The organism is Cupriavidus sp. C1SS-2L, from assembly GCF_057073735.1.
This window is the reverse complement of the sequence record NZ_CP172708.1, coordinates 1312071-1331107: the sequence shown is the minus strand read 5'-3', so window position 1 is coordinate 1331107 and position 19037 is coordinate 1312071. Positions and strand designations below refer to the sequence as shown.

Genomic DNA, 19037 nt, shown 5'->3' with positions numbered 1-19037 from the left:
ATCACGCCCGGAAAATATCGAACGGCTCGATGTGCAGCACCTTGCGTACGCCGATATAGCCCGAGATGCCGGCGATCACGATCACCATGGCCAGTGCGAGCCCGAGGTTGTAGAAGGTGATCACCGCCGCGTAGTTGGGGATGCGCAACCGCACCAGGGCTATCAGGACCGCACACAGGCCGATGCCCAGTCCATAGCCCGTCAGCGACACGAAGGTCGCCTGGAACAGGATCATCGCCACCAGTTCGTGCCCCTTGGCACCGATGGCCTTGAGGGCACCGAACTTCTCCAGGTTCTCCACGATGAAGGTGTAGAAGGTCTGTCCCGAAATCGACAGCCCGACGATAAAGCTGATGACCGTCATCAGCAGGATATTGGTGCCCAGGCCGGTCTGGTACTTGTAGAAATCGGCGATGCGGTCGACGAACTGTGCCTTCGTGAGCGCGATATAGCCCAGCCGGCTGACGGCTTGCTGGATCCGCAACGTGTCTTCCGGCGCCTTTGGCTCCACCAGGATGTACGAGATGGTGTAGCGGGCCGTTGGCAGGTACTGGATCGCGCGCCGGTACGTGGTGTAGAGGGTGGGTACGCCAAACAGCCCGCTGGTCGATACCTCGGCCAGTCCGACAATCACGCCGCGATGGTCATTGATCTCGAAGGTGGTGCCGACATCGGGATCTTCGAGCTTGCGAAACTCGGCGTCCTTCACGACAAGAAAGGCGTTCTCGGCAAAGATGTCTTCGATGCTGCCGCGCACGACGCGCGGACGACCGAACAGGCTGGTGTCGTCGATGCCGATCACCGTCACGGGCTGATAGCCACCGCTCTGAAGACGGACCAGCGCCCCGCCCGAATATAGCGGCACCGCAAAGCGGACGCCGTCGATGCTGCGCACGGCATCGAGTACATAGTCCGGCATCCCGATGGTGTTCGCCACGGTGTTGACGGCCGGATCCATGACCCAGATGCTGGCGCCGATGTTGAAGACGGTCGATGATGACCGGTTCAGGACCCCGGCAAACAGCGACGTCATCTCGATCATCAGGAACACCGAGAACGTGATGCCAACAAGCAGACCGGTGAACTTGGCGCGATCGTTGACCAGCAGCTTGTAAGCCAGCAGCAGGATGCCCGGAATCGCTGCGCGTTGCGGCGGGTCCGGGGAATGGCGAGAGCCATCGACGTCATCGGCCGGCATGTTCCCGTCTCAGCGCGGTGAGATGGGCAGTGACCTGCCCTCTTTCGATGAATGGCATGTTGTTCTCCTTATGCGGCGATCGCTAGCCCTGGCATCGTGCGGAAACACGTGGCGCTGTCCGCCGTGCTCACTGCGCTCGCGCTGTTTCCGCTTCATGGCCGGTGCTGCGCCGGCGTATGCATTGGCGCGTCTCCGACGGCATGGCGCGCGGCCCAGCGATGCGCCTGCGCGATGGCAATGCGAATCGCCATGCCTTCACCGTAACCCTGTTCCAGCAGCGCATTGGCAATCTCGATCGCTTTCGCCCGGACCTCCGGTAGAAGGTTCTTCATGGAGATCGGGAAGTAACCGGAATTCCGGGGCATCGCGCCACTCACCTGATCGGGAAGATGGGCGCCAGCGCCTCACCTTCCCGGTGCGCTCAGGACAATTCCAGGTCGTCCACCACGGCGCCAACTCCGGGCGCAGACCAGGCCGCACCAACTGCGGCCAGTCGTTGCGCGCGTGAATCTACCCGGCCGCTCAGCGTCACCGTGCCCTCTTTCATCGAGACATTGATGTGCTTCGCTTCACGCTCGGCATGCCGGCGCAACGCAGCTTCAATGCGTTCGACCACATCGTCGGGCGCGGGGCGCATCCGCATCTTGATATGGTTCGTCACACCGGTCACACCGCGCAACTGCGACACGGCACGCTCGGCAAGCTTGCTCTGGTACCCCCACTCCACTTCGCCCGTCAGCGTGACGCGGCCCTTCTCGACACGCAGCTTGATCGCATCGGCAGGCACGTGCACATGCCATTGCAGAGCATCCCGTGCGGCGGTGGCAATCGCCTCATCGCTGAATTCCCCCGTGGGCCGGACATCGAGGTTCACTACCACCGCGCGCACGCCAGAGACCTTTTCCGCAGCACGCTCGGCTGCAAGCTTCTCGGCATAGCTGGGCAGGTGACCGCTGAGCGTTACCACGCCCTCGCGTACCTCCACGCCAATGGCTGCCGCATCGATGGCGGGATCCCAGTCCAGCTCGTCCGTGACGTCTTTCTTGAGTTGTAGATCAGTTTTCATCGAGACATCTCACAACATGGCGTTGCAGAACGGCATGCGACGCGCCTGCGCGGCAACCGCTCATACCGTTCCTGAAAGTTCGTTCCTTTGCCAGCCACGGCATCACTTCACGGTAATCCGCTGTTGCGGCGATGTCTCCTTCTTGGGCAGGACCACGCGAAGCACGCCGTTGTCGTAGCTGGCCTCGACCTTGCCCTCGTCTATGCTGGCGTCCAGCGTAAAGGCTCGCTGCATCGAGCCGCTGTAGCGCTCGCGCCGGATCACGCGTTCGCCCTCTTTTTGTTCGGAGGACTTCTCCACCTTTGCGCTGATCATCACCGTGCCGCGGTCAACGGATACGTCGATGTCCTCCTTCTTCACACCAGGCAGTTCCGCAGCCAGGGTGTAGGCGCTCTCCGATTCCGACACATCGACCTTGAATGCCAGACCGTTATCTGCAGTCCCGCGGAATGAGCGCAGCATGCCCTGCAGCATGTCGCTGATGGGTTCGACAGAGAACGGATCAAAGTGCCTGAGGTTGGTCATGGTGATCTCCTTGGAAACTGGAACAGAACCGAAAGGCCGGCTGCTTCCAGATTGGCAGTTGAGCGCCGCGGGCGTTTGTTCTGCATCAAGGCCGCTGCATCGACTTCCATGCGGCGCTGGAGCGACATTGCCGAAGTCGGAATCCGCCGCGACGCTGTCAGGTAAACCTGACAGCGCATGCTTCAAGCCTGACACCAGTCTCAGCCCCGCCTGATTTCGAAAGGGGCGGTCGGCGACGATACTGCGGACATGAGCCACCGCACCCAACTCCACGACCTGACTGTCTACATCCTCGAGCACGCGGGTCCGATCAGGACGCGGCAACTGCGTTTGCTCAAGGCTGTCACCGGCATGCAGGTGGTCGGCGCGGGTACGGATGCCGAAGCCGACTTGCCGACACTCGAGGCGCTTCGCCCCGATATCGTGCTGGTCGGACTGCGCACCGGACAAAGCCTGCGGCACGTCCGGTTGCTCACAGTAAAGCTGCCGGAAAGCACCTTGATCGTGCTGTCCAACAGCGGGTCTGCGCTGATGCGCAAGGCCTGCCTGCGGGCCGGCGGAAGCTATTGCTTCGACAAGACGCTGGAAGTCGACAAACTGCGCACCGCTCTGCTGGAGATCTCCGGCACAGCACCAAGAAGCAGCGAACCATAGGAGTACCGGGCTCTCGGGGCCAGACGCGCCCCTGATAGCACCGCCATCTGGAGACAACGATGTTCGGAACCAGTGATTCGCCGTCGGCCGACCTCGAGCAGCACGCGATCAGCGCCCCCCTTGACCGCCATGCAAGGCTGTCCACCGAAAACGCACCGAAGCCGGGTGCCCAGTGCTCCACCTGCATGCTCCGGCACATCTGCATGGCGTCCAACCTCGACGAGACGGACATAGTGCGCCTGAACAGCGTGGTGAAGAACTGGAAGATGGTCAGGCAAGGTCAAGCGCTCTACCGCGCCGGAGATCCGTTCCAGAGTATCTACGCGCTGCGTTCTGGCTCGATCAAGACCGTGCTCTCTCACCCTAGCGGCAGGGAATGCGTGTCCGGCTTTTTCCTTCCTGGCGAAACGCTCGGCCTCGACGGCATTTCGACAGAGGTCCACACCTGCGACGCCATTGCCCTGGAAGACAGCGCCGTCTGCGTGATCCCGTTCCACCTGCTGGAAGCCCTTTGCCGCGAAGTCAAATCGCTGCAGCAACAGGTGCACAAGATGATGAGCGCGGAAATCGTGCGCGAGACCGGCCAGATGATGCTGCTCGGCAACCTCACGGCGGAGCAGCGCGTGGCGGCCTTCCTGCTCAATATTTCGCAACGGCTCCAGCGCAGGGGCTATTCGCCGACATGCTTTACGTTGCGCATGACGCGCGAGGACATCGGCAGTTATCTGGGCATGACCCTGGAGACCGCGAGCCGCACGCTGTCGCGCTTCCAGCAGGAAGGACTGATTCGGGTACAGGGCAAGCAGATCGAACTGCTGGATCTTGAAGCACTCGATCTGCGATAAACCTATGACGTTGCTCATGCCGGTCGGCGGCGAAAGCGCGATGCTGGTCAACGAGCTGAAGTTTGCTACGGGGGAAGGCCAGGGATCCGAACCCCTGACCTTCAAGCGGCTCGGCCGCTTGCGTGGGGCACGTGCCTGCCTCAGATGTCCTCTTCCTCGTCGAACAGATGATGGCGCATGGCATAGCGCAGCAGCGCCGCTTCGCTGGGCACGTGCATCTTTTCCATCAGCCGCATCTTGTATGTACTGACCGTCTTGACACTCACGCACAGCGCTGTCGCAATCGCGGTGAGTGGCTCGCCCAGCACCAGCCGCCGATAGACTTCCAGTTCGCGGTCGGACAGGCGCAAGTGCGGTGCTTCGTCCTGATGTTCCTGCAGGCTGGTCGCCAGCTTGCCGGCAATCGCCTGGCTGACATACGTGCCCCCGCTTGCCACCTGGGTGATCGCAGAAACCAGCTCGGTCGCAGCGCTTTCCTTGGTCAGATAGCCCGCCGCACCGGCCTGGAACGCGCGCACGATGTATTGCTGCTCCGCATGCATGGTCAGTACCAGGATGCGCAGCGCCGGTTGCTCGTCCCGCAACAGGCGGATCAGTTCCAGGCCGCTGCGGCCCGGCATCGACAAGTCGAGCAGCAGCACCTGCGGCGCGCAGTCGCGCACGAGCTTCAGGACCTGGCTGCCGTCGGCGGCTTCGCCTACCACATCGAATTTGCCGGCGCGCTCCAGGATATGCTTGAGACCGTCGCGCACGACGGCATGGTCATCGGCAATGAGCACGCGCGTCATTTCATATCCCTTTTTCCAGAGGAATCTTTACGGTTAGCCGGAATCCCTTGCCAGGTTCGCTGTCGACTTCGACGGCACCGCCAAGCAAGCGCGCCCGCTCCCGGATTCCCAGCAGCCCCAGCGATTTGCGTGGCTCCGTCCCGGCGGGCTTCTTGACCCATCCGCCGCCATTGTCCTGAACCCGCAACTCGATCTGCCCGTCCGCCTGGGCAAGTGAAACGCCCACGACCGTTGCGTCAGCGTGCCGGACGACATTGCTGAGCGCCTCCTGCACAATGCGAAACATGGCGATGGCGGTCTGCTCGGGCACGTCCGCATCCACGCCATCCACACTCACCGGCAGGCCATACCGGCTGGAAAAATCAGCCGCCAGCCACTCGATGGCGGTCAGCATGCCGAGCTCGTCAAGCAGGGCTGGCCGCAGATCGCTGGCAATGCGGCGAACCGACGCCACCGTGTCGTCAATGACGCCGTTCATGTCGGTGATGTCCGCGAGGATTCCGCGGATGTCCCTGCTCTCGCTGACATCGGCGGCAAGCATCGTCATGTCCATCTTCAGCGCGCTCAGCCGCTGGCCCAGATCATCATGGAGTTCGCGCGCGATGCGGCGCTTCTCTTCTTCGCGGGTGGCCAGGATGCTGTCCGAAAGCTGCTGCAGTTCCTCTCGCGATCGGCGCAGCGCCTGCTCGGCGCGTACGCGTTCCGTGATATCGCGCAGCATCACCGTATAGAGACTGACGCCGCCGTCCGCAATCTGTGAAATCGATGCCTCGATGGGAAACTCGCTGCCATCGCGGCGCAGCGCATAGAGTGCGCGCTGGCGCCCCATCTGCCGGTCGGATACCCCTGTCACGCCGAACCGGCGCACATGCGCATCGTGCGCAGCGCGAAAGCGCTCGGGAATGAAATCGCCAAGCGGCCGGCCAATGGCCTGGTCGGCGGGCCAGCCGAACAAGGTTTCCGCCATGGGGTTGAACAGGATGACGTGCTGTGCGCTGTCCACCGTAATGATAGCCTCCATCGAGGAGCGGATGATGCCGGCCAGCCGCGCTTCGCTTTCCCTGACACGTTGGAGGCTGGCATGCATGGCTTTCTCGGCACGCGTTCTTTCCGTGATGTCGCGCAGCATGACGGTGAACAACTTCGAACCGCGGTGCGTCGTTTGTGAAATCGATGCTTCGATCGGAAACTCGGTGCCGTCGCGGCGCAGGGCATAAAGTGCGCGCTGGCGCCCCATCTGGCGATCCGATACGCCGGTGATGCCGAACCGCCGTACATGCGCCTCATGCGCCGCCCGGAAGCGCTCCGGGATGAAGCGCGTCAGCGGCTCGCCAATCGCCTGGTCGGCCGGCCAGCCGAACAAGGTTTCCGCCATGGGATTGAACAACACCACGCGCTGGTCGGCGTCAACGGAAATGATAGCCTCCATGGACGAGCGAATGATCCCGGCAAGTTGCGCCTGGGTGTTCTGCGGCCTGCGCAATGCGCGGCCTGCGCGACGTCGGGCCCCGCGCATCCGGATTGAATAGGTACTTATCCCTTTGGACATACCGGGCGCCCTGGCCGCAGATTGCTGAACAATCCTGAACACACTATAGGAGTGCTGACGCCATGTACAACCGCCGTCGGACAATCCCGCCGACAGTATGCGCTTGACAGAGGCGCAACCACTAGTCCAGTTCGAGATACCTGGAAAGCACTCTTCGCACTACGAAGGTTATCAGGAGATACAGGGCCAGGATGGGGACGAGCATCGTCCAGAGGGTTGAGGGCGGCTCATGCAAATGGAGTACAGCCGCGACCGGCGAATACGGCAGCCAAACGCCCAGCACGCATATGGCGCCTGTGGCCGCCAGCAACGCCGGGCTGGCGCGGCTCTCGATGAACGGGATCCTGCTGGTGCGGATGATGTGGACCACCAGCGTCTGGGAAAGCAGCGACTCCAGGAACCAGCCGGTCTGAAACACCGGCGCAGTGGCCGGATTGTTGGCGCCGATCCACCAGTACAGCCCAGCAAAGGTCAGATAGTCGAAAACCGAACTGATGGGTCCTAGGCACAGGATATAGCGCCGAACCCTGGCGACCTCCCAGCGGCATGGCCTGGCAAGTGCGCCGTCATCCACGTTATCGGTGGGCAAGGCGGTTTGCGAGATGTCATACAGCAGGTTGTTGGTCAGCAGTTGAATGGGGGCCATGGGCAGGAAAGGCAGCCATGCGCTCGCGCCCAGGACGCTGAAGATGTTCCCGAAATTGGAACTGGCCCCCATGCGGAGGTACTTGAGCAGGTTGGCAAACACGCGCCGACCTTCCACGACACCGTCGTACAGCACCGTGAGGCTCTTTTCCAGCAGGATGACTCCGGCCGATTCCTTGGCGATGTCGACCGCGTTATCCACCGAGATGCCAACATCGGCTGTCTTGAGAGCCGGGCCGTCATTGATTCCGTCTCCTAGCACGCCCACCACCCTGCCCTGTGCACGCAGCGCCCGAACCAGTGTCTCCTTGTGTGCGGGGTTGAGCCTGGCGAACAGGGTATTGTCCCTTGCCACCTCGGCCAGTTCCCCCGGCGTGAGCCGGTCCAGATCGCTACCCAGGACAACCCGGCCGGCAGGCAGGCCGACCAAGCGGCAGACTTTGCTGGTGATCGTGGGGCTGTCACCGGTCAGTATCTTGACCTCGATGCCGCACTGGCGCAGGGAGGCCAACGCAGCGGCAGCGCTCTCCTTGGGCGGATCGATGAATGCGATATAGCCGACCAGTTCCATGCCGGCTTCATCCGCAACACCGTAGGCATGCGATGGACCTGCCGTCGGCAGGCGTTTGCTGGCAATTGCTATGACCCGGTAACCATCCTCGTTCAGCAGCTCGCTCTGCCGCATCAGGTCGGCCCGGTGGGCGACATCAAGCGCAACCACCGTATCGCCGATCCGCGCCGTGGCGCTGGCGTCGAACACTTCCTCCACTGCGCCCTTGCAGATCAGCAGTCGTCTTTCATCTCCAGGCTGGCTGCCCTCCACCACGACCGACATGCGCCGCCGGGTGAAATCAAACGGAATTTCGTCAACGAGGCGCCATTGTTCATGGATGCCGATGCGTTCGCCAACATCCTCGTGCTGGAGCACCGCCACATCGAGCAGATTACGCAGGCCGGACTGAAAGAAGCTGTTGAGGTAGGCAAACTCCAGCACCTGGTCGCTTTCCCTTCCGCTCAAATCGAGATGATGCTTCAGGATGACGCGGTCCTGCGTCAGCGTTCCGGTCTTGTCGGTGCACAGCACATCCATTGCGCCGAGATTCTGGATGGCGTTAAGGCGCTTGACGATGACCTTGCGCCGAGACATCACCAGTGCGCCCTTGGCCAGGTTCACAGTGACCAGCATGGGCAGCATCTCGGGCGTCAGTCCGACGCCGACGGCTACGGCAAAGAGCAGCGCTTCGAACCAGTCCCCTTTTGTCAGACCGTTGATGATGAATACCAACGGCGCCATCACGACGATGATGCCCAGCATCAGGCGGCTGATTTGCCCCAGGCCCTCCTCGAACGCTGTAGGTGGCTCGCGCGCGGCGATCGAGCGGGCAATGTGGCCGAACACGGCATGGCGGCCCGTCAGCACTACCAGTGCCGTTGCCGTCCCGCTCACCACCGCAGTACCCATCAGTGCCAGGTTGGCAATGTCGCCGGCCGTCTCGGCGCTAGCACCATCGACGGCAAACTTCTCCACCGGCATGGATTCACCGGTGAGCGCAGCCTGGTTCACAAACAGATCCTTGGCGGCCAACAGGCGTACATCGGCCGGGACGAGGTCTCCCGCAGCAAGGTGGATGACATCGCCGGGCACCAGTTCGGCGATAGGAATGTCGCTGGTTTGTGTTTGCGCCCCGGCCGCTGGCCGGCGCCGCACGGCAATGACGGTATGCACCATCGCCCGCAGTGCGGCGGCCGCCTTGCCCGAGCGGCTCTCCTGCCACGTCGCCAGCCCTACACTCAACGCCACCATGCATGTGATGACCGATGCGGCCTGCCAGTCGCGGATCAGACCGGACAAGGCAGCGAGGCTGAGCAGCATCAGGTTCAACGGATTGCGCAGCCGCCCGAGAAGGTCGGGCACGAAGCGATGCTGTCGCTCCGTGGCGATCTGGTTGGCGCCATGCTCGCGCCTGCGCAGCGGCACTTCCGCGTCAATCAACCCTTGCGCGTCTGAGGACAGCGCAGCGAGCGCCTGTGCGCCACTGCCTGCCGCGACCTGAGCCAGCAACGGCGGAACATCAGTGGCGCGCGTGCGGATTGCCTGACGGCCTGCAGCGGTTGCCGTGCCGGGCGATTCGCTCAAGGCTACGCCAGAGGTGGCCCCCGCGGCCTTCATTGGCATCGCCGAGTCGTAAATTCAGGTCGCGTCCTTCGCCCTGACAAGCAATACTGGCACCGGACACTGGCGCGCAAGACTTTCGGCCACACTCCCGAGCAGCAACCGGCTCACACCGTGGCGGCCATGCGTGCCGAGCACCACGAGTTCGGCAGCACTGCTCTCGACAAGCTGGCGGATCTGGTGGGCGATATCGCCGAGCGCCACAATCTCGTCGATCATGACGGTCTGGCAGCGCACATGCCTGGCCTTTGCCTTTTCCTGCGCCTGAGCCAGCAACTCTTCCCCACCCTTGATCAGGCCGGCACGCAGATCCGTCAGGTCAACGTATCCCATGTCATATTTCAGGTAGCCGTTGTCGATCACGTGAACGACCTGCAAGTCGGCGTCGCAGAGGGCGGCCAGTCCGATCGCATGGTCCAGGGCCAGGTCGCTACAGTGGCTGCCGTCAACTGCCACGAGAATCTTCTTGTACATTCCATATCTCCGTCAGGTTGCCTGCAAGGCGGGCGGGAGGCTAGGCCTCTCTCGGCGATATCCATGCTGGCCTTACGATGGCTTCGGGCGTTGTCTGCCCCCTGCGCAATGCCGCTGCGAATGCAGCCAGTTGCTCAGCGGCTGCACCACTCTGCACATCGCGCTGCTTCAGCACCAGGGCGGGCGACGGAGTCTTGCCAGTCAGAAAGGCAATGTCATCCTCCGCCCGGAAGCCACCGCGCGAGGCCATGACGCAGACGGCGGACACACAACCCGAGAACGGCGCATGGTCTAGCAGGAACTTGCGCATGGGCGCCGCCAGCCTCCCGAGCCAGACCGGCGCGACGACAACCACGTGACCGCAGTCGCCGGGCAGCGGCCCTTCGTACCGGTATGCCGGCGTGCGATGCAGCAGCATATCGAGCACGCATCGGAAATCGCCGTACAACCCGGCCCGGGGCTTCTCGTCCCGAATTTCTGCCAGCCCCCAACCGGTGCTGGCTGCCAGGGTCTCGGCGGCTTGCCTGGCTGTGCCGGTACGGGAGTAATACACGATCAGGCTTTCCGATTTTTCCGACATGGGAGACTCCTCACCCGACGCCGGTCGTGCCGGCCCTGCATGGAATGCTAGGAAGTTGTCGGGACGCCCCCTTGATGCATGTCAAGCCCCCTGCTGTGGAATGCAACAGCTTTGGCGGACGCAGCCGGGCCCCGTCGGTCGCCCGGAACGGCTTGTCGCCGGCGCCGCACGCCGTGATGAAGCCGCCCTTCCAGCGGCCGGATGCACCATGTCAGTCCAACCGATATCCGTTGCACGGTGTGATACATCAGCATCTGCAATGTAGGTCGCAGCGCATCCGCGCAGTTGTCGCACGTCAAGGCTCGCGATGGTGGCCGCCAAGGATGCCCAGCCCGCGTCCGGCTTGATAAGCATCAAGTCCTGCTGTGTCGTGGCATCTAGCCTTCAGGTATCGGACTCCGCCGCACGCGGAGCGGCCCGGATCCATCGCAGTTGAGCAGGTTGCCGCCATGAGCCAGATTCTCTTTCCCGATTCCGTACCGGCTTATTGCGCGGCAGGTCCCAGCTTGCAGTGCCCGGCACAGATCGACGGCGCCGCCGCCACCTTCGAGATCACGGCGGAGGCGCTGGAAGACCATTTCGGGGCACGGTCGTATCTCTATGAAGATCTGGCTTCCGCCTTTTCGTCTCATCGCAAGGCCATCGAGAACGTCGCCCGTAGCATGTTCGAGATGACGGGCGCACATAGCATCGTCCTGCATAGTGGCCATTTCCGGTTTTCCGCCTAGTGCGAGTGCTGGCTCGCCGATCGCCATGCCTATCGAACTGCAACGGTCACCACGTGCGCACGCGGGAAGCTCCGACAATTCGCGGGCGGTCCCCGGCACTCCTGCCGAACAGGATCTCGCGCATGCCGCTGCCCCGGCCGTGCCCGGGCGAGGCGCCTTGAAACGGGCATTCACTGTGCTGGCCCGCCGGTCGGCACTGATTCTGCTGTGTCTGGCAACTTGCCGTGCGGCTAACGGTGCAGGACCTTCGGCGGCCTCGATCCCATTGCCGGCAAGATATGCGCAACAGGTGGCACGGATCGGGCATGAGGGCAGCATGGATCGAGCAGGCCGCGTCGCGAGTGAAGCGCAGATGCCCGTTGGCGTCGGCGCCTGCGCCGCGCTCAAGCGGCAGCATGCGGCGCGTCAGCCCGCGCCGGCCCCGGACGATTCCGATGCCGCAACGCGCCATGCCTATGCGTCGGCCACGAATGCCAACGGCGTCGCCTACTTCAGTGGCAGCGCGGATCCGGCGCAGGCCATCGACATGCGAGACATCGCCGGCCTCTACAATCTCTGCCTGGTTTTCGCCGGCAAGCAACGGGCATGGATCGCCGGGGTGAAAGCGAATATCTACAGCGCCAATGGCACGCTCGTATTCCAGACGTATGCCGACGGCCCATTCCTAATGCTCCGGCTAACCCCCGGTCGCTATCGCCTGGTCGCCGAATACGATGGCAGCGTGGTTGACACCGTCCTCCGGGTGCCGAGGCATGGCGCCGCTGCGCGCATGCTGTGGTGGCCCGACCTGGCCAGCCTGTTAGTTTGAATGCCCCGTGACTTCATTGCGAAGCCAGGTCCCGGCTCGGAATGCCAATCGTCATCATGGATATCGCAAGGCCGTTCCGGACATCACGGTCCTGTGCTTCGCTGATCGGAGGAAACTACTATGCCCAGCACGAAGAAGGCGCTACGGTCAAAACCCGTATCGACGGCGCCAGGACTTGTCAGCCTGTTGTACCACCTTGTCCATGCCACGTCGCAAGGGCTACTGGACCCCGAGCTGGCGCGGGATCTCGGACGACTCATCTACAGCGAGATCGAAACGCTTCAGTCAGCATCCCCACCCAGCCGGATCGACATGGACCTCCTTCGCGAAGCCGCTTCCCGATTCGACGATACCGTGTTGCAGGCGCGCAGTTCATTGTTGATCGACGCGAAAAGCCGGATCCCCGATCTCATTCCTGCCGGGATCCATTCGGATCGGCTTCCACCCATGCGCAACGACTCGCCTCGATTTGCCGCAAGTGGAAAGGGATCCGTCGAGGCAAAGGCAGCATCGGCTGTGAATGACTCGTGACAGCACGAAACTTCGATGACAACAAATGGCGCTGATGGAGGTTCCCCATGGAAGACTCGTCCTCACCCGACACACAGCGCGGCGCCGCGGCCGCAGGCAGTTGGCAGACCTGGTTCCCGCCTGCGCAGTGGCTGCTTCATTACCGGAGCGAATGGCTGCGACATGACGCCGTCGCAGGGGTCACGCTGGCGGCATATGGCATTCCGGTTTCGCTGGCCTATGCGTCGCTGGCAGGCGTACCTCCGCAGTACGGGATCTACTGCTATCTCGCCGGCGGGCTGGCCTACGCGTTGTTCGGCTCGTCGCGACAGCTCGCAATCGGCCCCACGTCCGCCATCTCGATGCTGGTTGGCGTGACCATCGCCGGAATGGCGCAGGGGGACCCGAGCCGCTGGGCATCAATCGCGGCGCTGACGGCGCTGCTGGTTGCCGCCATGTGTATCCTCGCGTGGCTCTTTCGACTGAGTTCGCTCGTGAATTTCATCAGTGAAACGATCCTGCTGGGGTTCAAGGCGGGCGCGGCACTAACGATCGCCCTGACCCAGTTGCCGAAGCTGTTCGGCGTCAAGGGCGGCGGCGAGTTCTTTTTCGAGCGCATTGCCATCCTTGCGCAGCAATTGCCGCTGACCAATCTCGCGGTGTTCGGCTTTGGCGCGGTGGCGATTGCCGTGCTGCTGCTTGGGGAAAAGTTCCTGCCAGGACGACCGGTCGCGCTGCTCGTCGTCGTAGCGTCGATCATGCTGCTGTCGCTGACGCCGCTGGGAGCGCTGGGCTTCAAGGTTGTAGGCGCCTTGCCACAAGGCCTGCCTGAACTGCACTGGCCGGGCCTGCGGCCCAGCGATGTCGACGGGGTCATTTCCCTTGCCTTTGCCTGCTTGTTGCTGTCCTACGTCGAAAGCGTCTCGGCCGCGCGCGCCCTTGCGCAGGCCCATGGAGACGAGATCGATGCGCGCCAGGAGCTGCTCGGACTCGGCGCGGCGAACCTGGCTACCGGCCTCTGCCAGGGCTATCCGGTTGCGGGCGGGTTGTCGCAGTCTTCGGTGAACGACAAGGCCGGAGCGAGAACGCCGCTGGCGCTGGTATTCGCGTCGGCAACCATCGCCCTTTGCCTGATGTTCCTTACCGGCCTGCTGGCCAATCTGCCCAACGTGGTGCTGGCCGCCATCGTGCTGGTCGCTGTCAAAGGCCTCGTGGATATCCGCGAACTGCGCCACGTATGGCGTGTGAGCCGCTTCGAGTTCATCGTCTCGATGGTTGCGTTCGGCGCCGTGCTACTGCTCGGCATCCTGAAAGGTGTCATCGTCGCCGTGCTCGTATCGATGCTGATGATCATCCGGCGTGCTGCTCACCCGCATGTCGCGTTCCTTGGACGAATTCCGGGAACGCGCAGCTTCTCGGACATGGATCGCAATCCGGACAATGAAGCCGTTCCGCAAATCCTGATTTTCCGTGCGGAATCGTCGCTGCTGTACTTCAACGTCGAGCATGTGCGCTCGGTGGTGTGGCGTGCCATTCGCAGCTCCGCGCTGCCGCTGCGGCTGGTGGTCTGCGACCTCTCGGTTTGTCCCGTGGTCGACCTGGCAGGCGCCCGCATGCTGGCGACGCTGCACAAGGAACTGCAAGCCGCCGGCATTGAATTGCGGCTGGTTGCAGCGCACGCGGTCGTGAGAGACATGCTTCGCGCAGAGGGACTGGAAGAGCGTGTGGGGTATTTCGGACGTCGTATCTCGGTTGCGGATGTGATCGAGGAGTTCCGCACATCCACCGCGCAGGAGACGCCCATCGCGAGTATTACAGCGTTGGCAGCAACGTAGCGCGCATTGTTGCCGCCCCGGCGTCCGCGCGCGGCAGAGTATGCTGGTCCCGCATGGCGGGTGCCGGCCTTTGAGAAGGAAAGCGTCATGAACAAACCGGAAAGACCCAGCCACCTGGCAGCCGCGCGTCGGGAACCCACGCACTACCTCACCGCCGACGAGCGCGCAGCAAAAGGACGCGCGCTACGCGATACTGTGCCTCGCGCCTCGCAATCCGGCTGGCAGGCACCGGAAGATCGCCGCGATCCGATCGAACTGCTGAATGAATCCAACGCCGGGCGGATCCTCGACCTGGTTCCAATCCGATACGGCCGGATGGCGGCATCCCCGTTTGCGTTCTACCGCGGATCGGCTTCACTCATGGCGGCCGATCTTGCCACCACGCCGTCCAGCGGCATCCGCGTGCAGGCATGCGGAGACGCCCACCTGATGAACTTCGGCGGGTTCGCCACGCCCGAACGAAACATCATCTTCGACATCAACGACCTCGACGAAACCTTGCCCGCCCCATTCGAATGGGACCTCAAGCGACTGGCGGCCAGTCTGGCGATTGCGGCCGAGCATCTCGCGCTGCCCAAGAGCGATGCCGCACGCGTAGTCACCGATGTCGTGCGCGAGTACCGCGAACGCATGTTCAACTACGGGTGGATGCGCGCTCTCGACGTATGGTACGACCGAATTGATTTACAGAAGTATGAAGACCGTAGCGGCGATCCCGAGATCGTTGCCGCGGCACGCAAGCGCCTGGCGCAGCGAATCGAAGGGGAACGACGCAAGACGGTTCCCGACTATCTTTATCCCAAACTGGTGTCGGAAGAAGGAGCAAAGCCGAGGATCAAGGATGAGCCTCCCTTGATTTTTCATCCGACCGAAGAACTGGCGCCCGGCATGGGCTCGGATTACGCGCAAGCCATTGCTTCCTATCGCAGCAGCCTCGCTGAGCATGTCCGTGTGCTGTTCGACCGTTTCCACTTCTTCGACATGGCCATCAAGGTCGTTGGTGTCGGCAGCGTCGGGACCATGTGTGGCGTGGGATTGTTTCTCGCTGCGGACAACGATCCCTTGTTCCTGCAGGTGAAGGAAGCGCGCGCTTCCGTGCTGGAGCCCTACGCGGGCAAGAGCCTGCATGCCAACCATGGCGAGCGCGTGATCGCCGGCCAGCGTCTCATGCAGGCGGCGAGCGACGTATTCCTGGGCTGGACGCGCGGCGAAAACGGACGCGACTTCTATTTGCGCCAGTTGCGCGACATGAAGCTCTCCGCAGTGATCGAGGACTGGGATACGGGTATGCTCAGACAATATGGCCGCATGTGCGCGCACGCGCTTGCGCGCGCCCACGCGCGCTCCGGGGATGCCGCCATGATGGCTGGCTACATGGGCTCCGGCCAGGCCTTCGATGATGCGATCTGCGAGTTCGCCACGGAATACTGTTCGCAAAACCGCAGCGATTTCCGCACGTTTGTCGCAGCGATTCGCGAAGGGCGTATCGAGGCCAGGCTGGAGGCGAACTGAGCAGTAAGCCGGTATGGTCGAGGTACTGACGTAGTGCTCCCTACCGGCTCCCTACCAAAGGCGCACCGTCACCCGGCGCGGCGGTGCACCTCACTTGGCGCGTGGTTTCTGTCCAGCTGCGCCCGTGCAAGCAGAAGTGGCTGACGGGTCCGCGCCATGACCTTGCGCACTATCTCACCCATGCGCGGCCCGGAAGGGCCGTGGTTTCCATTGTTCCCCATCGCAATCAGGTCCGCTGACCACGCATCAGCTTCTGCCGCGATCGTTTCGGCAATGCCTTGCTGAATGCCGGACCTGCCCGACAGACACGTCGTGAACCGGACTCTGGCCCGGTCCAGCTTGGTGGCGGCCGCTGCGAGCACGCCTTCCGCAGCTGTGGTCAGATTCTCCGCCATTCGCACCGGATCCGCGCCCGCCACATCCAGGAACGGAGCGCTGATGTCGAGCACAAAAATGACTTCCACCTCGGCATCCGAGGCTTGCGCAATGAGGATTGCCTGCTCCAGCGAAGCCTCAGCTGCGGCGCCACCATCGAGGGCTACAAGAATACGACGGTACATGTGATCGTCCTCGACATAGTCAGATTTGCGATTGAGGGCCGGCCGGCAGCAGGATCCCCAGCGCCGCCGTTAACTGCTACACGGTATTGCTACGTTAGTCCCCTGACACGCTCCGAGGTTGGGCTGGATCAAGGGTGCCTCATGTCGCGCCGTGCGCTGATTTATGGCAACGCGCGATACCCCGTGTGCGCGGTCTTCAAGAAAGCGAGCGGCCCGCAGTAGCGGGCCCCTTTTTGTACTGGCCTCATTCCACCTGAAGAGCCTGGTTTTCAATAGCTTTCGCCGCCTTCGGTAAGCGATTACATGCCGGCTTTGGCTCCTTCGAAATGCGGATCCAAACGCTTCCCGGAAGCGTTTAGATCGCAATTCATGTTGATTGAAGGGCCGCTCCCATCGGCATCGTGGGTATTGTCGGGGCTGATCTGCCATAGTCCTGGGACGGTGGACGCCGGCAAGAGAGATACTCGCTATGAGCTGACAGCAAGAGCGCTCGACCTATCCGGAGAATCCAGGCTACTGTCTCAGCAGGCCCCCGCGGACGCGAACTTTGACAGCCTGCTTGGAGCCTGGGAGATCAAGCTTCCTCTCATGCCGGCCGACCTGCATTCCCTTTCTGATCCGGCTTACTGGGCCTTGTCGCCAGAAGCCTTCGCGCCATCCGTATAAGGGTCGAATTTGCCCGTCTTTGCCCCATCGGTGTAAGGATCATACTTTCCGGCTTTGGCGCCTTCGGAATACGGATCGAAACGCTTCTCGGAAGCGTTCAGACTGGAGCGGGTCGACTGCTTTGCGCCATCGGTGTAGGGATCGAACTTGCCGGACTTCGCCGCGCCCGAGTTGGGGGATACCTTCTTCGCCGCGTGGCTGCCTCCGTACAGATCGCCGCCGTCCGTGTAGTTCTTTTGCGCGTTGGCTGCCTGCGTCACGCCGAATGCCGCCAGCCCGGCAATGATCAGGGTCGGAATGGTTTTGTTAAGCATGATGGCCTCTCGAATCGAGGTCGCGCGGCGCCTGCGCACGCCCTTGCGAATGGTGGACGGAATACTCTGGCTGATCGACCGAGCTGGCGCTTCCTTTAATAACGTGAGACTGCTTCTCCGGAATTCAAGTCTCCAATCAGCTATTTCAATGAACCGCTCCGACGCTCATCGCCATGTCCTTCAGCCGGAGGGCTCCCGCCCTAAAAAGACTACTGGGCGGGAATCGTGATCAACGGCATGGCTTCCTTGCTGCCCGTATCCACCAGCGTGAAGAACAGCATGACTGCATTGAGCGCGCGCTTGGTACGCAGGTCGCCTTGATCGATCCAGAACCAGTAGTCGCGGTAGCGCACCGCCACATAGGCATCCACGGGCTTGGCCCTGCCACAACGAATCCGAACGGTCTCATCCTCGGTCGCTGGTGACGTCCGAACAACGCCTGGCAACGCGCTTCGCTCGGCCAGATGATCGTCCGGGACGTCCATGTAGCTGGACAACGCAAGCATGATCTGCAGCATGGACCGGCTGTTGACCGACAACTCGTCGTCCGCGCCGCGGGCTGGAGAGTACTTCAGCACGAACCGTTGACGGTCAACGGGCAGCCTGAGAAGCCGGCGAATCTCGTCAACCTTCTCGACCACGCCAGCAGGCATGTCTTCCCTGCGAAAGAAGAGGACTGCCGTGGATCCGCGAGTCTTGTCTTCTTCGACACGCATCGCGAAGGCGCCGGAAGCCTGTACCTCGCGCATCAGCGAGATGGCGCGCAGAAACTCCGGATCGGCTTCCCGTATCATGCCGGCCGCAGTGGAACGATTGCGCACACCATTGAGCGACTCGACGGTCATGCCAAGCAGGAAATCCGCGGCGTAACCACTTTGCAGCATGAAAAAGATGTTGCGCGGATCAATCGGCTCCATCAATCCGCGCACAAAGCGCTGTCCTGTCGCGGGCGTGTAGGTGATCGTCGGACGATCCGTATAGACGCCCTGCACGCCCGCCGCGATGAAATCCCCCTGGATCGCGCGTGCGGATGACAGCGTACCGTTGACCGACACCCCCGCCTGGAGCGAATAGCCACTGACTACAGAGGCAACATCCACGAACACGGGGAGGTCCATGTATCGCAGCTTGACGATGTTGAGCAGCGTCTGCTGCTTCCATGAATCGGCAATGGCCGCGCTGTAGTCAAAGCGATCGGCGACGATGGTGGTGGGTCCCAACGATGTACACGCCGAAAGCAACCAGCCTGCTGCTATCGCCACGGCATGCAAGATCGCCGCGAAGCGGATTGCCGCCCGGGTGGTTGTCTGTTTCATGCAGCTTGCATTGCGGAACGCCGGTGCGCGCATGGCAAGAGGGACATCCCCCTCCAGATGAAATGGGTCTTCAAACAGCGTAGGAGAACGCAGAAGGCGTCCGTTGACGCAGCGCAAGCACGGCAAAGCGCGCTAGAAGCAGAACCCGAGCGAGAGCATCACGATCGGCTAACGCAGGCGCGCCAAATATGGAACCATATGCGTTGGAATCGCCGCTGAACGCCGGGATCCTTCTCTGCGTACACGACGATGCTGCTGCAACCCGACTCCTCTCCTCGGGCTGATATCGCT

19 protein-coding genes are annotated in these 19037 nt (G+C 62.4%); 7 read left to right on the top strand and 12 right to left on the bottom strand.

All coding sequences use genetic code 11. The features are described from left to right. Position 1: 1 nt before the first annotated feature. The 4 genes from ACIGJG_RS06290 to ACIGJG_RS06275 form a co-directional block, all read right to left on the bottom strand. Positions 2-1138 carry an ABC transporter permease gene (locus ACIGJG_RS06290; RefSeq protein WP_041679895.1) on the bottom strand — a complete coding sequence of 379 codons (1137 nt, stop codon included), beginning with the start codon at positions 1136-1138 and terminating at the stop codon, positions 2-4. Positions 1139-1350: 212 nt separating this feature from the next. Continuing rightward, entirely contained in the window at positions 1351-1563 is a 213-nt protein-coding gene (locus ACIGJG_RS06285) for a DUF2188 domain-containing protein (RefSeq protein WP_140951908.1), read from the bottom strand. A 56-nt stretch (positions 1564-1619) separates the two neighbouring features. Continuing rightward, the gene (locus ACIGJG_RS06280; protein WP_483672906.1) at positions 1620-2264 is read right to left on the bottom strand and encodes a BON domain-containing protein; all 645 of its coding nucleotides are present in this window, start codon (positions 2262-2264) and stop codon (positions 1620-1622) included. Positions 2265-2366: 102 nt separating this feature from the next. After that, positions 2367-2789 carry an Hsp20/alpha crystallin family protein gene (locus tag ACIGJG_RS06275; RefSeq protein WP_011297328.1) on the bottom strand — a complete coding sequence of 141 codons (423 nt, stop codon included), beginning with the start codon at positions 2787-2789 and terminating at the stop codon, positions 2367-2369. 249 nt (positions 2790-3038) lie between these two features. Here ACIGJG_RS06275 and ACIGJG_RS06270 point away from each other — a divergent pair, with 249 nt between their 5' ends. Beyond that, complete coding sequence (locus ACIGJG_RS06270) at positions 3039-3443, top strand: response regulator (RefSeq protein ID WP_483672904.1); 405 nt, start codon at positions 3039-3041, stop codon at positions 3441-3443. A 59-nt stretch (positions 3444-3502) separates the two neighbouring features. After that, positions 3503-4288 (top strand): helix-turn-helix domain-containing protein, encoded by a 786-nt coding sequence (locus tag ACIGJG_RS06265; protein ID WP_220631493.1) that lies wholly within the window; start codon positions 3503-3505, stop codon positions 4286-4288. A 140-nt stretch (positions 4289-4428) separates the two neighbouring features. Here ACIGJG_RS06265 and ACIGJG_RS06260 read toward each other — a convergent pair whose 3' ends face one another. The 5 genes from ACIGJG_RS06260 to ACIGJG_RS06240 all read right to left on the bottom strand — a co-directional run bounded on the left by ACIGJG_RS06260 (position 4429) and on the right by ACIGJG_RS06240 (position 10497). Further along, positions 4429-5076 carry a response regulator gene (locus tag ACIGJG_RS06260; RefSeq protein ID WP_011297390.1) on the bottom strand — a complete coding sequence of 216 codons (648 nt, stop codon included), beginning with the start codon at positions 5074-5076 and terminating at the stop codon, positions 4429-4431. Position 5077: 1 nt separating this feature from the next. Continuing rightward, a complete protein-coding gene (locus ACIGJG_RS06255; protein WP_483673058.1) occupies positions 5078-6625 on the bottom strand; it encodes a PAS domain-containing sensor histidine kinase in 1548 nt (515 codons plus the stop codon). Between the two features lie 121 nt (positions 6626-6746). Further along, on the bottom strand, positions 6747-9407 hold the full coding sequence (gene mgtA, locus ACIGJG_RS06250; RefSeq protein WP_483672903.1) for a magnesium-translocating P-type ATPase: 2661 nt from the start codon (positions 9405-9407) through the stop codon (positions 6747-6749). Between the two features lie 54 nt (positions 9408-9461). Continuing rightward, complete coding sequence (locus ACIGJG_RS06245) at positions 9462-9917, bottom strand: universal stress protein (RefSeq protein WP_011297387.1); 456 nt, start codon at positions 9915-9917, stop codon at positions 9462-9464. A gap of 40 nt (positions 9918-9957) precedes the next feature. Then, positions 9958-10497 carry a flavodoxin family protein gene (locus tag ACIGJG_RS06240; protein WP_011297386.1) on the bottom strand — a complete coding sequence of 180 codons (540 nt, stop codon included), beginning with the start codon at positions 10495-10497 and terminating at the stop codon, positions 9958-9960. A gap of 449 nt (positions 10498-10946) precedes the next feature. Here ACIGJG_RS06240 and ACIGJG_RS06235 point away from each other — a divergent pair, with 449 nt between their 5' ends. The 5 genes from ACIGJG_RS06235 to ACIGJG_RS06215 all read left to right on the top strand — a co-directional run bounded on the left by ACIGJG_RS06235 (position 10947) and on the right by ACIGJG_RS06215 (position 15890). Continuing rightward, complete coding sequence (locus tag ACIGJG_RS06235) at positions 10947-11225, top strand: DUF1488 family protein (RefSeq protein ID WP_011297321.1); 279 nt, start codon at positions 10947-10949, stop codon at positions 11223-11225. A gap of 25 nt (positions 11226-11250) precedes the next feature. After that, entirely contained in the window at positions 11251-12033 is a 783-nt protein-coding gene (locus ACIGJG_RS06230) for a hypothetical protein (RefSeq protein WP_245001926.1), read from the top strand. A gap of 120 nt (positions 12034-12153) precedes the next feature. Further along, a complete protein-coding gene (locus tag ACIGJG_RS06225; protein WP_011297384.1) occupies positions 12154-12564 on the top strand; it encodes a hypothetical protein in 411 nt (136 codons plus the stop codon). 47 nt (positions 12565-12611) lie between these two features. Beyond that, on the top strand, positions 12612-14378 hold the full coding sequence (locus ACIGJG_RS06220) for a SulP family inorganic anion transporter (RefSeq protein ID WP_140953491.1): 1767 nt from the start codon (positions 12612-12614) through the stop codon (positions 14376-14378). Between the two features lie 87 nt (positions 14379-14465). Further along, the gene (locus ACIGJG_RS06215) at positions 14466-15890 is read left to right on the top strand and encodes a DUF2252 domain-containing protein (RefSeq protein ID WP_220631490.1); all 1425 of its coding nucleotides are present in this window, start codon (positions 14466-14468) and stop codon (positions 15888-15890) included. A 68-nt stretch (positions 15891-15958) separates the two neighbouring features. On the opposite strand, the gene ACIGJG_RS06210 is transcribed toward ACIGJG_RS06215, so the two are convergent. The 3 genes from ACIGJG_RS06210 to ACIGJG_RS06200 all read right to left on the bottom strand — a co-directional run bounded on the left by ACIGJG_RS06210 (position 15959) and on the right by ACIGJG_RS06200 (position 18863). Then, positions 15959-16450, bottom strand: coding sequence for a universal stress protein (locus tag ACIGJG_RS06210; protein WP_140953234.1), 492 nt, complete (start codon positions 16448-16450; stop codon positions 15959-15961). A gap of 623 nt (positions 16451-17073) precedes the next feature. Next, the gene (locus ACIGJG_RS06205) at positions 17074-17430 is read right to left on the bottom strand and encodes a hypothetical protein (RefSeq protein WP_220631489.1); all 357 of its coding nucleotides are present in this window, start codon (positions 17428-17430) and stop codon (positions 17074-17076) included. A gap of 209 nt (positions 17431-17639) precedes the next feature. Continuing rightward, positions 17640-18863 carry a hypothetical protein gene (locus tag ACIGJG_RS06200; RefSeq protein ID WP_483672902.1) on the bottom strand — a complete coding sequence of 408 codons (1224 nt, stop codon included), beginning with the start codon at positions 18861-18863 and terminating at the stop codon, positions 17640-17642. Positions 18864-19037 lie beyond the last annotated feature (174 nt).

Excerpts from the sequence above, each read along its gene's own strand:
- ACIGJG_RS06285 (WP_140951908.1), bottom strand. The coding sequence starts at position 1,563 with ATGCCCCGGAATTCCGGTTACTTCCCGATCTCCATGAAGAACCTTCTA.
- ACIGJG_RS06280 (WP_483672906.1), bottom strand. The coding sequence starts at position 2,264 with ATGAAAACTGATCTACAACTCAAGAAAGACGTCACGGACGAGCTGGAC.
- ACIGJG_RS06275 (WP_011297328.1), bottom strand. The coding sequence starts at position 2,789 with ATGACCAACCTCAGGCACTTTGATCCGTTCTCTGTCGAACCCATCAGC.
- ACIGJG_RS06270 (WP_483672904.1), top strand. The coding sequence starts at position 3,039 with ATGAGCCACCGCACCCAACTCCACGACCTGACTGTCTACATCCTCGAG.
- ACIGJG_RS06265 (WP_220631493.1), top strand. The coding sequence starts at position 3,503 with ATGTTCGGAACCAGTGATTCGCCGTCGGCCGACCTCGAGCAGCACGCG.
- ACIGJG_RS06260 (WP_011297390.1), bottom strand. The coding sequence starts at position 5,076 with ATGACGCGCGTGCTCATTGCCGATGACCATGCCGTCGTGCGCGACGGT.
- ACIGJG_RS06255 (WP_483673058.1), bottom strand. The coding sequence starts at position 6,625 with ATGTCCAAAGGGATAAGTACCTATTCAATCCGGATGCGCGGGGCCCGA.
- ACIGJG_RS06245 (WP_011297387.1), bottom strand. The coding sequence starts at position 9,917 with ATGTACAAGAAGATTCTCGTGGCAGTTGACGGCAGCCACTGTAGCGAC.
- ACIGJG_RS06240 (WP_011297386.1), bottom strand. The coding sequence starts at position 10,497 with ATGTCGGAAAAATCGGAAAGCCTGATCGTGTATTACTCCCGTACCGGC.
- ACIGJG_RS06235 (WP_011297321.1), top strand. The coding sequence starts at position 10,947 with ATGAGCCAGATTCTCTTTCCCGATTCCGTACCGGCTTATTGCGCGGCA.
- ACIGJG_RS06230 (WP_245001926.1), top strand. The coding sequence starts at position 11,251 with ATGCCTATCGAACTGCAACGGTCACCACGTGCGCACGCGGGAAGCTCC.
- ACIGJG_RS06225 (WP_011297384.1), top strand. The coding sequence starts at position 12,154 with ATGCCCAGCACGAAGAAGGCGCTACGGTCAAAACCCGTATCGACGGCG.
- ACIGJG_RS06220 (WP_140953491.1), top strand. The coding sequence starts at position 12,612 with ATGGAAGACTCGTCCTCACCCGACACACAGCGCGGCGCCGCGGCCGCA.
- ACIGJG_RS06215 (WP_220631490.1), top strand. The coding sequence starts at position 14,466 with ATGAACAAACCGGAAAGACCCAGCCACCTGGCAGCCGCGCGTCGGGAA.
- ACIGJG_RS06210 (WP_140953234.1), bottom strand. The coding sequence starts at position 16,450 with ATGTACCGTCGTATTCTTGTAGCCCTCGATGGTGGCGCCGCAGCTGAG.
- ACIGJG_RS06205 (WP_220631489.1), bottom strand. The coding sequence starts at position 17,430 with ATGCTTAACAAAACCATTCCGACCCTGATCATTGCCGGGCTGGCGGCA.